10 protein-coding genes are annotated in these 14,105 nt (G+C 57.0%); 4 read left to right on the top strand and 6 right to left on the bottom strand.

Features of this window, described 5'->3' with window-relative positions; genetic code table 11:
• Positions 1–42: 42 nt before the first annotated feature.
• Complete coding sequence (locus ATI45_RS08425) at positions 43–960, bottom strand: universal stress protein (RefSeq protein ID WP_098419096.1); 918 nt, start codon at positions 958–960, stop codon at positions 43–45.
• Position 961: 1 nt separating this feature from the next.
• Positions 962–2,449, bottom strand: a complete 1,488-nt coding sequence (locus tag ATI45_RS08430) for a SulP family inorganic anion transporter (RefSeq protein WP_098419097.1) — start codon at positions 2,447–2,449, stop codon at positions 962–964.
• A 201-nt stretch (positions 2,450–2,650) separates the two neighbouring features.
• Here ATI45_RS08430 and ATI45_RS08435 point away from each other — a divergent pair, with 201 nt between their 5' ends.
• The gene (locus ATI45_RS08435) at positions 2,651–3,937 is read left to right on the top strand and encodes an MgtC/SapB family protein (protein WP_098419098.1); all 1,287 of its coding nucleotides are present in this window, start codon (positions 2,651–2,653) and stop codon (positions 3,935–3,937) included.
• A gap of 119 nt (positions 3,938–4,056) precedes the next feature.
• Positions 4,057–4,836 carry a co-chaperone DjlA gene (gene djlA / locus ATI45_RS08440; RefSeq protein WP_098419099.1) on the top strand — a complete coding sequence of 260 codons (780 nt, stop codon included), beginning with the start codon at positions 4,057–4,059 and terminating at the stop codon, positions 4,834–4,836.
• 21 nt (positions 4,837–4,857) lie between these two features.
• Here djlA and ATI45_RS08445 read toward each other — a convergent pair whose 3' ends face one another.
• Positions 4,858–7,962, bottom strand: coding sequence for an efflux RND transporter permease subunit (locus ATI45_RS08445; RefSeq protein WP_098419100.1), 3,105 nt, complete (start codon positions 7,960–7,962; stop codon positions 4,858–4,860).
• Between the two features lie 3 nt (positions 7,963–7,965).
• The gene (locus ATI45_RS08450; RefSeq protein ID WP_098419101.1) at positions 7,966–9,048 is read right to left on the bottom strand and encodes an efflux RND transporter periplasmic adaptor subunit; all 1,083 of its coding nucleotides are present in this window, start codon (positions 9,046–9,048) and stop codon (positions 7,966–7,968) included.
• A 335-nt stretch (positions 9,049–9,383) separates the two neighbouring features.
• Here ATI45_RS08450 and ilvG point away from each other — a divergent pair, with 335 nt between their 5' ends.
• Entirely contained in the window at positions 9,384–11,129 is a 1,746-nt protein-coding gene (ilvG, locus tag ATI45_RS08455) for an acetolactate synthase 2 catalytic subunit (RefSeq protein ID WP_098419102.1), read from the top strand.
• Positions 11,126–11,437, top strand: a complete 312-nt coding sequence (locus tag ATI45_RS08460) for an ACT domain-containing protein (protein ID WP_218926132.1) — start codon at positions 11,126–11,128, stop codon at positions 11,435–11,437. Before ilvG ends, ATI45_RS08460 begins: the two co-directional genes overlap by 4 nt.
• A gap of 236 nt (positions 11,438–11,673) precedes the next feature.
• Here ATI45_RS08460 and ATI45_RS08465 read toward each other — a convergent pair whose 3' ends face one another.
• A complete protein-coding gene (locus ATI45_RS08465; RefSeq protein ID WP_218926183.1) occupies positions 11,674–12,867 on the bottom strand; it encodes an acetyl-CoA C-acyltransferase in 1,194 nt (397 codons plus the stop codon).
• A 53-nt stretch (positions 12,868–12,920) separates the two neighbouring features.
• Positions 12,921–14,072 carry an acyl-CoA dehydrogenase family protein gene (locus ATI45_RS08470; RefSeq protein ID WP_098419104.1) on the bottom strand — a complete coding sequence of 384 codons (1,152 nt, stop codon included), beginning with the start codon at positions 14,070–14,072 and terminating at the stop codon, positions 12,921–12,923.
• Between the last annotated feature and the right edge of the window lie 33 nt (positions 14,073–14,105).

Below are 14,105 nucleotides of genomic sequence, written 5' to 3' on the forward strand. Positions count from 1 at the left end.
ACCGGGGACAGATTTCAAATCTGTCCCCTATTTCGTAATTTCTCAGCGCAGAATAACTAGTGGTTTTTTGGCGGATTTCAACATGTTGGTGGTGGTACTACCGAGCAGGAACCTGCGGATTTTTGAGTGGCCGTAGGCTCCCATCACCAGCAAATCGATGTTGTGCTCGTCCTGGTAGCGGTGCAGAACAGGCTCTACCTCACCGTTGCGAATAGCCAGGGTTATTTCGGCTTCCAGCGGCGCCAGCATGGCCTCGGCTTTGCGTAACTGCACCATGGCCTCTGGGCTTTCTTCGCCCACCATCACCAGGTGCAGCGGCATGCCCTTCAAAACCTGGCTGGCGGCCAAATGCTCTACTCCACGAAACGCGGTAGCACTGCCGTCAAAAGCCAACATGGAGTTTTTTGGCGCGGAAAAGTCGTCTGGCACCAGCAAAATTGGGCGGCTCATGCTGCGAATCACCGTCTCCAGCTGGCTGCCAATGTGCAGATCGCGGTTGGAGCTGCTTTCGCCACAAAGGCCCATCACCAGCAAGCGAGTCTGTTCCTGAATCGCCAATAGGGATTCAGTGAGGTCGCCGTGGCGCTGACGCTTCTTGACATCGCTGATGCCCGCCTGTTTAACCCGCTGCTCGGCGTTTTCCAGCATGTGATTGCCGTGCTCCAAGGCGAGTTTAGAACGCTTGCGATCCAGTTCGGCCAGCTCGTCCAGCAAGTGCTCCCGGCTACCAAGGCCAATGTTGCCGGCCAGGTCCGGCTCTGACGGGTAGCGCTCTTCATCCAGCACGTGCAGCAGGGTCAGCGGCGAGTCCATGTATTTGCTCGCCCAGGCAGCGTAGTCACACACCGCCGGCGCAGCGCGTGAGCCGTCAATGCAGGCCACCACCTGCAAGATGTCTTGCGGCGCGCTTTGCTGCGTCTCTTGTGAAGAGTGCTTGGTGTTCGGTGTCGTATTTTGCATATTAATGGCCTATCAGCTGGTCAACGCCTTCCGGCTTGTCGTGCACACCAAAGCGGTCAACGATGGTGGCACTGGCTTCGTTCATGCCAATCACTTCCACCTCTGCTCCGTCGCGCCGGAACTTGATAACAACCTTGTCTAGCGCTCCCACGGCGGTAATGTCCCAGAAGTGGGCGCGACTCACATCTATTACCACCTTATCGACCACTTCGCGGAAGTCAAAGGCGGCTACAAACTTTTCCGACGAACTGAAGAATACTTGCCCGGTAACCGTGTAGGTACGAGTACTATCGGCCTCGTTCAGAGCACTGTCCACGCCCATGTAATGGCCAATTTTGTTGGCGAAGAACAGCGCAGCCAACAGCACACCGGCAAATACGCCCAGTGCCAGGTTGTGAGTGAACACGACAACCACTACCGTCACCAGCATCACAATGTTGGTCGACAGCGGGTGGGTTTTCAGGTTGCGAATAGACTCCCAGGAGAAGGTGCCGATAGCCACCATAATCATCACCGCTACCAACGCGGCCATGGGAATGCGTACCAGAAAGTCGTCCAGCACCAGAATCAACACCATCAGGAAAACACCCGCGAACAGTGTTGACAGGCGGCCACGGCCACCGGATTTTATGTTAATGATCGACTGGCCAATCATAGCGCAGCCGGCCATACCGCCCAGCAAGCCCGAACCGATGTTGGCAATACCCTGCCCCCGGCATTCGCGGTTGCGGTCGCTTTCGGTATCGGTCAGGTCATCCACGATGGTGGCGGTCATCATCGATTCCAGCAGGCCCACCGCCGCCAGCGGTATGGCGTAGGGCAAAATAATCATCAGGGTTTCAAGATTCAACGGCACATCTGGCCACAGGAAAATCGGCAGTGTATCCGGCAGGTCGCCCATATCACCCACGGTGCGCACGTCGATATCAAACAGGAACGCAACAACCGTCAGCCCCACAATGCAAACCAACGGCGACGGCAGCACCTTGCCCAGCTTAGGTATATAAGGAAACAAATAGATGATGCCCAGGCCCGCCGCCGTCAGCGCGTATACGTGCCAGGTAACGTTGGTCAGTTCCGGCAGCTGGGCCATGAAAATCAGGATGGCCAAGGCGTTGACAAAACCGGTCACCACCGAGCGTGATACAAAGCGCATCAGGCTGCCTAGTTTTAAATAGCCGGCCACAAGCTGAATAAGGCCTGTTAGCAAGGTGGCTGCCATCAGGTATTCCAGGCCGTGTTCTTTTACCAGGGTAACCATGAGCAGCGCCATGGCGCCGGTGGCGGCAGAAATCATGCCCGGCCGGCCGCCAACAAAGGCGATGATCACGGCAATGCAGAATGACGCGTACAGCCCTACTTTCGGGTCTACGCCGGCAATAATGGAAAAGGCAATGGCTTCGGGAATCAGCGCCAGCGCCACCACCACGCCCGCGAGTAAATCGCCGCGCACATTCGACAGCCATTGTTGTTTAAGGGTGTTCACCATATCGGGTTCCGTTTTTACTTTGGAGCTTCTTAAGAGTTACTTAAGGGTACTCAGGTCGGGTCATTGCGACAGCCGCTATCGCCAGCAACCGTCGGTGGTTGTGGTAATGGGTTGTAAGCGTGAAAATAGCTGTAAGAAAGGCAGCAAAGTCTAACAGATTGTGTCGCCTGGCAAAAACCGCCGTGCAGGACAGCTATTACCATGGACAACGTAACCGCCGATTTTTTGGCCAGTAATCAATCCACTATCCGTTTGGCCATTGCTTTGTTGCTGGGCGCCATTGTGGGTCTGGAACGGGGCTGGGAGGCCCGCGAACAGAAATCCGGCGATCGTATTGCGGGTATTCGCACCTTTGCGCTGGTCGGCTTGCTGGGCGGGGTGGCCGCGTTGATTACCCGCGAACTTTCAGCCTGGGCATTCCCGGTATTGCTAATTGCCGTGGTTGCGACAGGCCTCGTTGCCTACAGCAGCCGTTTGCAGTACATACGCAACTTCAGCATTACCGGAATCATCGGCATGGTGCTGACCTTCTGTTTTGGCGCCATTGCGGTGGCCATAGATCCAGTGATTGCCACGGCAGCCGCGGTGGTCACGGCTATTATTCTGGACAATAAGGAAGAGATACACAGCCTGGTACATAAACTTCAGGCCAGCGAGCTGGACGCAGCGCTCAAGCTAATGCTGATTTCCGTGGTCATGCTGCCCTTGTTACCCAATCAAAGCATGGGCCCCGGCGGTGTGCTGAACCCGCGGGAAATCTGGTGGATGGTGGTGATGATTGCCTCCATTTCTTTTGTCGGCTATTTCGCCATGCGTTTGGCCGGCACTCAAAAGGGTATTCTGTTCACCAGTCTGTTCGCCGGCTTGAGCTCGTCTACCGCGCTGACCCTGCACTTTGCGCGGCAGTCTGCAAAGGCGCCGCAATTGGCGCCGCAACTGGCGGCCGGCATTCTGATCGCCTGTGGCACCATGTTTCCGCGCATTCTTATTTACTGCTTTGTGATTGCGCCGGCTCTGCTTCCCAGCCTGGTACTCCCGGTTCTGGTGATGACGGCGCTGCTTTACGGCCCGGCTCTGATAATCTGGTATCGGCACAGCCACAACAGCAATATCAGCCAGCCGGTACTGAACCAGAATCCGTTAGACTTAACCTCGGCCCTGGTTTTTGGTGCTCTTCTGACCGGCATTTTGCTGTTGGGTGAGTTCTTGAAAAACTGGCTGGGCGATACCGGCATCTATGTGCTGGCCGCCAGTTCCGGCATCGCAGATGTGGATGCCATTACCCTGTCGCTCACCCGCATGTCCATCGATGGCCTGAACAGCAATACCGCGGTCATAGGCATTGTGATCGCCGCGGCGGTGAACAATATGGTGAAATCCGGCATGGCGCTGGGTATTGGCAGCCGCCAGACCGGATTGCTGGTGACGGTGCCCATGGTGTTGTCGTTGGCCGCCGGTTTACTAACGGCATTGTTACAAGCGCCTTAAACCTGGGCCAGAAACCAGAAATTGTGCGAAAAAAAGTCCCTTATAACGCGCTACTCATGTATTCAGTGGCAAAAACCCGTATATTTCCACGATCTAAATCTTTTACAAAGGATACCTTAATGCTGTTTGCAATCATTCTGGGTGGCCTGATTGGCTCGGCCTTTGGCGGCTTCGCCGGCTTCATCATTGGCGGCGCGATTGGTGCGTTTTTACTGAACCGCATAAAAAGCCGGTTAATTGGAAAACTGCAGAATATTCAAAGCGGTTTTGTTGAATCTGTGTTCGCGGTTATGGGGGCGGTGTGCAAGGCCGACGGCGTGGTTTCACAAAATGAAATCGCCGTGGCGGAAGCCATGTTTACTCGCTTTCGCCTGAACGAAAGCCAGAAGACCAACGCCCGCGCCGCGTTCAACCGCGGCAAGGCACCAGAGTTTGATCTGGACGCCGAACTGCAACGTTTTATGCGCGTCAGCGGCGGCCAGCCGGCTTTGTTGCAAATGTTTCTGCAGGTTCAGGTATCGGCGGTAGCTGCGGATGGCGTAGTGCACCCCGCCGAGCACGACATGCTGGTTAAAATTGCCCGTGGCTTGGGGTTGCCGGAAAGCCAGGTTGACCAGCTGGAAGCTATGCTGCGTGGTGCCCATTACAGCCAGACCGGTGGCGGCCAGCGCTCCAGCGTGCAACAGACTGACGACGCCTATAAAGTGCTGGGCGTGTCACCCCAAGACAGCGATGACCACATCAAAAAGGTGTACCGCAAGCTGATGAGCGAAAACCATCCGGACAAACTGGCCGGCCGCGGCTTACCGGAGAGCATGCGCGAGATGGCCGAAGAGCGCACCGGCGAAATCACCCATGCTTACGATGTAATCAAAGACGCCCGCAGTGCAAATGGATAGTGCGAATCCCGGGGACGGATTTCAAATCCGTCCCCTAGCTCCCCAAATCCGCCCCCTAACTGCCAGCAACTGTTTCACTTTTTGCCCGCTTTGCTCACCCAATACCAGCAGCGCCGGTGTTAGTAGCAGGGTGAGCACCGTTGCGAAGGCTAGCCCTCCAGCAATGGCGCTGGACATCTGGGTCCACCATTGCGTGGATGGCGCGTTTAGCCCTAGCGACGGCGTAATCAAATCTACGTTTATACCCAGCACCATCGGCATCAAGCCCAGCACGGTGGTAATGGCGGTTAGCAACACCGGGCGTAGGCGCAGGCAACCGGTTTCCAGCGCCGCTGTCGCCGGTTCCATGCCGTCGGCACGCATCTGGTTGTAGGTATCAATCAGAATGATGTTGTTGTTCACCACAATGCCCGCCAAGGCGATCGTCCCCATACCCACCATCACAATGCCAAACGGCTGACTGTTCAGCAGCAGGCCCAGCAGTACGCCGGCGGTGGACAGCACAATGGCCGACAAAATCAAAAAGCTTTGGTACAGCGAGTTGAACTGGGTCACCAGAATCAGCAGCATCAGCCCTATGGCCACCAAAAAAGCGTTAATCAGGAAGCTGGCCGCCTGCTGTTGATCTTCACTTTCACCACCTTCAACCACCGTTATGCCGTCCGGCAACTCAGGCATGTTAGCGCGCAGCTCTCGTAACGCCTCTTCCACTTGGCGGCCGGGTTGCAGATCGGCTTTGATGGTGATGGTACGGCGGCCATCCACCCGCACAATGTTGCCGGTTTTGTCACCGGGTTCCAGAGTTACAAACTGCGACAGCGGCACCTGGCCCCGTGAGGTGTTCAGGGTTTGCCGCTCCAGCTGATCCAGTTCGCGCCAGTTGTTAGGAACGCGCACCACAATGTCCACTTCGTCGCGCACGTCTTCAGGGCGGTAATTGGCCAGCACCAAGCCGTTGGTAACCAGCCGCACGGCGTTGCCGATGCTGGCCACGTCGGTGCCGAAACGGGCCGCTGCTTCGCGATTCACTTTCAGGCGCCATTCAATGCCGTCAAGGCTGCGGTCGTCTTCGGTATCCACATAAGCACCCTGCGTCAGCATTTGCGCACGAATCGCGCTGACCGCGGCTTCCAGATTGTCGGGATTGCTGCTGCTAACCAGTAACTCAATCGGCTTGCCACCGGCCGGGCCATCTTCTTGCTTACGAAACTCCAGTTCCACGCCCGGAATGTCTGCGGTGCGCTGGCGAAAATCTTCCAGAATAATGTCGGCGGCACGCCGGGTGTACCATTCGTTAAACTGAAACTGCAGCACGCCAATAACATCTGGTGCCATCTGCTGGCTGCCGCTGATCATCGAACGGCTGTACAGGGCACGCACTTCGGGCATGCCCTGTAAACGCCCGGCCACGGCCTGCACAATGGCGTCGCGCTCCCAGATGGACAAATCGCCGCGGGCACGCACCTGAACCTGGGCCGACTCCGGTTCTACGCTGGGGAAAAACTCCACGCCGTGATTTAAACGGCCATAAACGGCGTACACCACGCCAATAACCAGAATCACCGCCAGCAGTGTCAGTCCGGGGCGGCGCAATATGGCGGCCAGAGTGTTGCGGTAGACGCCCATCAGGCGGTTGTCTGTGTGCGCCGCCCGCGCCCGTCGCCCACCACCAATGCCACCCAGCACCGGCAAAAAAACCAGCGCCATCGCTAAAGACGCCAGCAGGCAGATAATCACCGTGATCGGCAAAAACTTCATGAATTCGCCGACCATACCGGGCCAGAACAGCAAGGGCAAAAATACTGCCAGGGTGGTCGCAGTGGATGCAATAATGGGCCAGGCCATGCGGCTGGCGGCTTCACCCCAGGCGTTATTAACGTTCAGGCCGTCCGACAGATTCCGGTCGGCCAGCTCCGACACCACAATGGCGCCGTCTACCAGCATGCCGGTCACCAGAATCAGGGAGAACAGCACAATAATGTTCAGGGTCATGCCCATGGACCAGATCACCAGAATCGCCGTCAGGAAGGCGCCCGGAATGGTCAGGCCGACTAAGATGGCGGCGCGCGGGCCCATGGTGGCGATGATCACGATGGTGACCAGCACAATGGCGGTCAGCACGTTGTTCAGCAGGTCGGTCAGCATGTCCTGCACCTCGCCCGACTGGTCCATGATGTAACGGATGTCCAGCTCGTCGGGCAGGCGTTCCTGCGCCGCCAGGATCAATTCACGCACCTGGGCGCTGGTCGCGATAATATTGGCTCCGGAGCGCTTGGATACTTCCAGCACCAGCGCCGGTTCACCGTTAATGCGGGCAAACCCCTGGGGATCTTTGTAACTGCGCTGCAGCAGGGCTACATCGCCAAAAGTGATCACCGTGTCGCCATCTACCTTGACCGGTATCGACATCACATCTTCCACGTTTTCAATCACACCCGGCACTTTCAACGTCATCCGTCCGTTGCCTGTGTCAATGGAGCCAGCCGCCACCAATTGATTGTTACGCGACACCAGTGTGCCTAACTGGTTGAAGTCCAGGCCGTAGCTTTCCAGCACCTGGGGGTCCACCACAATTTCCAGCAGATCTTCGCGATCGCCGGCAATGTCCACTTCCAGCACTTCCGGAATGGCTTCAATGGCGTCTTTCAGGCCACGAGCAATGGTGATCAGTTCACGCTCGGCCAGCGGCCCCGAAAGGCCAATGGACATCACCGGAAACAGCGAAATATTCACTTCATTGACCCGCGGCTCGTCGGCTTCCTGTGGCAGATTGCTGCGTGCCGTATCCACCTGCTCACGCACATCCTGCAGGGCTTTGTCGGCGTCGAAACCGGCGTCAAATTCCAGCATGACAGAAGCGTGGCCTTCAGAGGCGTTGCCACGCATCTCCTTAACCCCTTCCAGCGAACGCAATTCCTGCTCCATTGGCCGCACCAGCAAGCGCTCGGCGTCTTCCGGGCTGACGCCTTCGAGGCTCATGGATACATAAATCATCGGAATGGCAATGTCGGGGTTGGATTCCTTGGGAATGACCATGTAGGCGGCGTAACCGCCAACCACCAGAAACAGAAGCAACAGCAGCGTGGTGCGGCTGCGGTCTATGGCTGCAAATATAAGAGAACGCATGGGTTAGCCCCCGCCGTTGCTTGCGGCAACAGCCGTGACTTCTTCACCCTCGCTGACAAAGCCAGCGCCGCGGGTAATCAGGCGCAGGTTGTCCGGCAAGCCACCCACCCAGGCGCCATCGGTTTTCACGCTGAGCAAGCGCACCCGAGAAAACACCACTTTGTTGTCGTCGCCGACGTGCTTTACGCCAGGTTTACCGTTGTTATCCAACGCCAAAAACGCCGGCGACAGGTTATGGGCGCTTACCTCTGGCAAGGCAATGGCCAGGTTGGCGCTGCCGCCGGCGATGCGCCTTTGCTGCGGATTATCCACCTCCACTTCAATCGCAAAGCTGCGGGTGCCGGTGTCGGCGGCGCTGGCTAAAAAACGGACACGCCCGCTTAATTCATCGCCGTCCAGCAAACGCACACTGACCAGCTGACCTTCGGCGACCTGGTGCACCGCTTGTTGCGGTATCTGGGCCGTGGCTTTTAGCCGGTCTACCTGAACCACGTGCATTAACGCCGTGCCTGGCTGTACCAGGTCGCCTACTTCTATGGATTTTTGATTAACCACGCCATCAAAGGGCGCCTGAGCCACCAAATCGGCAATCGCCTGATTGGCCATTTCCAGTTCGGCTTTGGCCGCCGCCAGTTCACTTTCCAGGCCCAGCAAATCCGACTCAGACGCCAGATTACGACTGCGCAAACTCTGGGCAGCGTTCAAATCCGCGTTCAGTTTGCGCACCCGTGCCTGCCAGCGACTGCGTTCGGCGCTGCGGCCGTCGTCGGTGAGGGTGAGTAATGTTTGCCCCTGGGTGACGGTGTCACCCAATTCGGCTTCCAGCGACTTCACCGTTGCGGATACCCGGGCCGACACCGTAACGGATCGCCACGGCAACACCTGCCCCTGTACCAGCAATTCGGGCTGATAATTGCGAGCGTTCAGGGTTGTTACCTGTACCCGGGTTAGTTCGGTGCCCTGCTGCGCCGACAGTTCCGGCGCTTTGGTTTCTGTCTGTTTGATGTCGCCACCAGCCATCCAGATCAGCAACGCCAAAACCAGCAACAAAGACAGGCCGACCGAACTCCACTTAAATTTATTCATACTGCTCTCGTTAAAAACGGATTATTGCGGACACCACCGAAAAAACAGGTTGCCAGGCGCATAAAAAAGAGGTTAGATTCTACACAGTTTCGGCAAATGAATTTTAAAGAGACACGTATTAAATGAACTTTAACGCTGTTGTAGTCCTAGTGAAGCTAGTCCTGGTGGTGATGGTATCCCCCGGGGGCTTTTGCGTGGACACACAGTTGAGGCGAGATTTCTAAACCGACACTGCAAACACCAAAGCCCCCGGCACCGAAAGGTCCCGGGGGCTTTTTTTTGGCCTTTTTGAAAACACGTGTAACGGTAAACCGACAACAACAGGAACTCATACTATGAACGGCGCGCAGCACATACTGCAGGCTTTCCAGCAGCACAGTATTACCACGGTATTTGGCTACCCCGGCGGTTGCATCATGCCGTTGTACGATGCGCTGGTGGATGATGTGAGTGTGGAACATGTGCTGTGCCGCCACGAGCAAGGCTGCGCCCTGGCCGCCGACGGCTACGCTCGCGCAAGCGGCAACTTGGGCGTGTGCATTGCCACTTCCGGCCCGGGCGCTACTAACCTGATTACCGGCGTGGCCAACGCGTTTCAGGATTCGGTGCCGCTGCTGGTGATCACCGGCCAGGTGCCCGCCGGGCTGATTGGTACCGATGCGTTTCAGGAAACCGATGTACTGGGCATGACTCTGGGCATTGTTAAACACAGTTACCTGGTGGATGACGCCGACAGTTTGCCCGGCATTCTTGTTGAAGCGATTGCTTTAGCGCAGAGCGGCCGGCCCGGGCCGGTATGGATCGATATTCCCAAAGATATTCTGCTGACTCAGGTAACCCCGGAAGCAGCTGATCATGAGGAGCGCGAACGTTCTGAAAACACAGAGTCACGAACCGACTCAGCCACACAAAATGCCGCTATTGACAAAGGTATCACCGAAACCCTGCGACTGCTGCGCGAAGCCCGTCAACCATTATTGTACAGCGGCGGTGGCATCACGTTAGCCGGCGCCGAGGACAGCTTCCGCGAGTTTGCCGCCCATTCTGCCCTGCCCGGTGTTGTTACCTTGAAAGGCATTGGTAATCCGGGCCGCCGCAACCCGAACCACTTGGGCATGTTAGGCATGCACGGCTGCCGTGCCGCCAATCGCGCGGTGGACGAATGTGATCTGCTGCTGGTGATCGGCGCCCGCCTGGACGACCGTGCGACCGGCAAACCGGATACATTCGCACCGAACGCAAAGATTGTTCACATCGATGCCGACAGCGCCGAGTTCAACAAGATAAAAGCCGCGGCTGTGACCATCAACGCCAATTTGAATGACGTGTTGCGCGCCCTTACCCGTGAGGTGCAGGCACAGCCGCTGAAGATTGAACCCTGGCAAAAGCAATGCCGCACCTGGCTCACCACCGGTGGCTTTCAGGCGGCGGACAACGAGGAAGCGCTCGCGCCCATTACCGGCCCGGCGTTTGTCCGCCAGCTGTCCCGTATTGCCGGTGACGACACGATTATTTCCTGCGACGTGGGCCAGCACCAGATGTGGGTAGCGCAACATTATCAGTTCAATCACCCGCGCCAGCACCTGACCAGCGGCGGCCTGGGCACCATGGGTTTTGGCCTGCCGGCGGCCATAGGCGCGCAGTTCGCAAAGCCTGGTACAGCGGTTATAAACGTTGCCGGCGACGGCTCGTTCATGATGAACGCTCAGGAGTTGGCCACTATTCGCCGCTACCGCCTGCCGCTGAAAATAATCATTCTGGATAACCAGTGCCTGGGCATGGTGCGCCAGCAGCAGGAGCTGTTTTATGGCAACCGCGAAAGCCACATTAACCTGGACGATAACCCGGATTTTGTGGCCATGGCCCGGGCTTTCGATATTCCAGCGCTGCACATCAACCGCACTGATCAGGTTCGACGGGGTATTGAGACGATTTTGGCTTACAAGGGCCCGATGCTGTTGCACGTATCGGTTGCTCGTGAAGAGAACGTTTGGCCGACGGTAAAACCCGGCGGGAGCAACCGAGACATGATGGAAAACACCAAACCAGCGAAGAAGAAAACCGAGGAGAATGCAGCATGAGCCAGGCCATACCATCCACCACAACTATACCCGGCACGACTAAATCCGGAACCGCTTCGTCCAACCGGCATGTTTTGCATTGTCGTATGCAGTCAGAGCCCGCTGGCCTTGAGCGTTTGTGCCGCGTGGTGCGGGTTCGGGGTTTTCGGATTGCGAGTATGTCGGTTGAGAGCAGCGGGGAGCATTTTAATATTGCTTTGACTCTGGAGGGTAGCCGGCCGATTTCTATGCTTCAGTCGCAGTTGTTGAAGCTGCATACGGTGGCGGAGGTTGTTCTGGGAGCTCAGCAGGCTCGTTCTGTTGCGTGAGCATTTACACTCGGTAGCCTGTTGATTTGGTGGCAGGTACGCGGAGTGGAGGTGTCTTTTCTTCTGGGAAAAATAACTCGCTGCGCTCAGACATTTTTTTCCCTGCCAGAAAAGACACCCCCACCCCCCTACCGACGGGCAAATTTAGGATGCTGAAGTGCCTAGTGACGCGTTTATTGTTGAAGCTAGCTGCTTTCCCCCCATGCCAAAACACAGGGGAAAGAAACACTAGAAAGTCAGATCGACTCAATAGCCACTGCCGTCGCCTCGCCACCGCCGATGCACAGTGCAGCAACGCCGCGTTTCAGGCCTTTTTGCTTCAGTGCGTTGATCAGGGTGACCAGGATTCGTGAGCCGGACGAGCCGATGGGGTGGCCCAGAGCGCAGGCGCCGCCGAAGACGTTTATTTTATTGGCGTCCAGCCCCAGTTCGTTGATGGCCAAAAGGGAGACTACCGCGAAGGCTTCGTTGATTTCGTAGAGGTCTACGTCGTCTTTGCCCCAGCCGGCTTTTTTCAGGACTTTGTCGATGGCGCCGATGGGGGCCAGGGTGAACTCTGCGGGTAGCTGGGAGTGGGTGGCGTGGGCGATGATTTTTGCTTGTGGGTGCAAACCGCGGGCTTTTGCTTCTTTTGCCGATGCCAGTACCAGTGCGGATGCACCGTCGCTGATGGAGCTGGCGTTGGCAGCGGTTACGGTGCCGTCTTTTTTGAACGCGGGTTTCAGCGTGGGGATCTTGTCCGGGCGGGCATTGCCGGGTTGTTCGTCGGTATCCACTACTGTGTCGCCACCGCGACCGGCAACGCTGACGGCGCAGATTTCGGGCGCGAACCAGCCGTTATCGATGGCGGCATTGGCACGGCTGAGGGATTCAATAGCAAAGTTGTCCATTTGCTCACGGGTGATCTTATAGTCATCCGCGCTTTTTTGTGCAAAAACGCCCATCAGACTGCCTTCGTAGGCGTCTTCCAGGCCGTCGAGGAACATGCTGTCCATTACTTGGCCATGGCCCATGCGCATTCCGCCGCGGGCTTTGGGCAAAATGTACGGTGCCTGGCTCATGTTTTCCATGCCACCGGCAATCATGATGTTGTTGGTGCCGGCCTTGATCTGGTCGTGGGCGATCATGACCGCTTGCATACCCGAGCCGCACATTTTGTTGACGGTGGTGCAGCCAGAGCTGTCCGGTATGCCCGCGCCACGGGAGGCCTGGCGTGCAGGTGCCTGACCCAGGCCAGCCGGTAATACACAACCCATGATGACTTCATCAATGTCAGCCGGTTTCAGGCCGGAACGCTCGATGGCGGCTTTGATGGCAACCGCGCCCAGTTGTGGCGAAGGTACGCTGCTCAACGAGCCCATCATGCCGCCCATGGGTGTGCGGGCGGCGCCGGCTATGACTACGAAATTATCATTAGAGGTGTCAGTCATCATTGTTTGTCCCCGTTTTATTGAAAGGTCTGGTTGTTATTGGCAATCGTTAATCAGCCGCGCCCGAAAATTGAGCGTGCAATAATTTCCTTCATAATTTCCGACGTGCCGCCGTAAATGCGCTGCACGCGAGCATCCGCGAAAGCTCGTGAAATCGGGTATTCACTGGTATAGCCGTAACCGCCAAATAATTGCAGGCAGCCATCGGTCACCCGACACTGCATTTCAGTCGCGCTGTATTTGGCCATAGACGCCGTGGCGGCATCCAAAGTGCCGGCGACGTATTCATTGATGCACTGGTCCACAAAGGCTTTGTTGATGCGGTATTCGGTTTCCATGCGGGCCATTTCGAAACGGGTGTTCTGCAACTGGGCCAACTTCTGGCCAAACAGCACACGCTCCTGACAGTAGGCAACGGTCAGGTCCAGGGCACCGCGGGCAGCCGCAACGCCCAGCGCACCAATCACCAGGCGCTCGCGGGGCAGTTCCTGCATCAGGTAGGCAAAGCCTTTGCCAGCCTCGCCCAATAACGCCGACGCCGGCACCCGCATATCCGCAAAAAACAGCTCGGAGGTATCACCGGCATGCTGGCCAATCTTGTCCAGATTGCGCCCAACGGCATAACCTTCCAGCGTGGTGTCTACCAAAAACAGGCTGACGCCCTTGGCACCGGCGGAAGGATCGGTTTTTGCCGCCACAATCACCATGTCCGCGTGCTGGCCGTTGGTTATAAACGTTTTAGAGCCGTTCAGAATGTAGTCGTCGCCGTCTTTTACGGCACTGGTGCGCATGGCCTGCAAATCACTGCCGGCGCCGGGTTCGGTCATGGCGATGGCGCCCACGGCTTCACCGGACACCATTTTTGGTAGCCACTGCTGTTTTTGCGCGTCGTTACCCAGGTGGCTCAGATAAGGCGCAACAATGTCGGAGTGCACCATCACATTGGTGGACAGCGCACCAAAACCCAAGCGCGCCAATTCCTCGCCCACCACCACCGAATACTGAAATGGCGCGCCGCAGCCGCCGCAGTCCTCGGGCACGTCTACGCACAGCATGCCGGCGTCGCCTAGAGTGTTCCACAGCTTGCGGGGGGCAATGCCGTCTTTTTCCCACTGTTCGTAGTGGGGTTTGATTTCTTTTTCCAGTGCCTTAATCACCGACTCACGGAACAACGCTAACTCTTCTTGATCGACAGTCGCAGTCATAAAGACTCCTGCTTGTGATGAATTGCTGATAAA

The organism is Marinobacter sp. LV10MA510-1 (assembly GCF_002563885.1).
In the GTDB taxonomy this organism is placed as follows: Bacteria; Pseudomonadota; Gammaproteobacteria; order Pseudomonadales; family Oleiphilaceae; genus Marinobacter.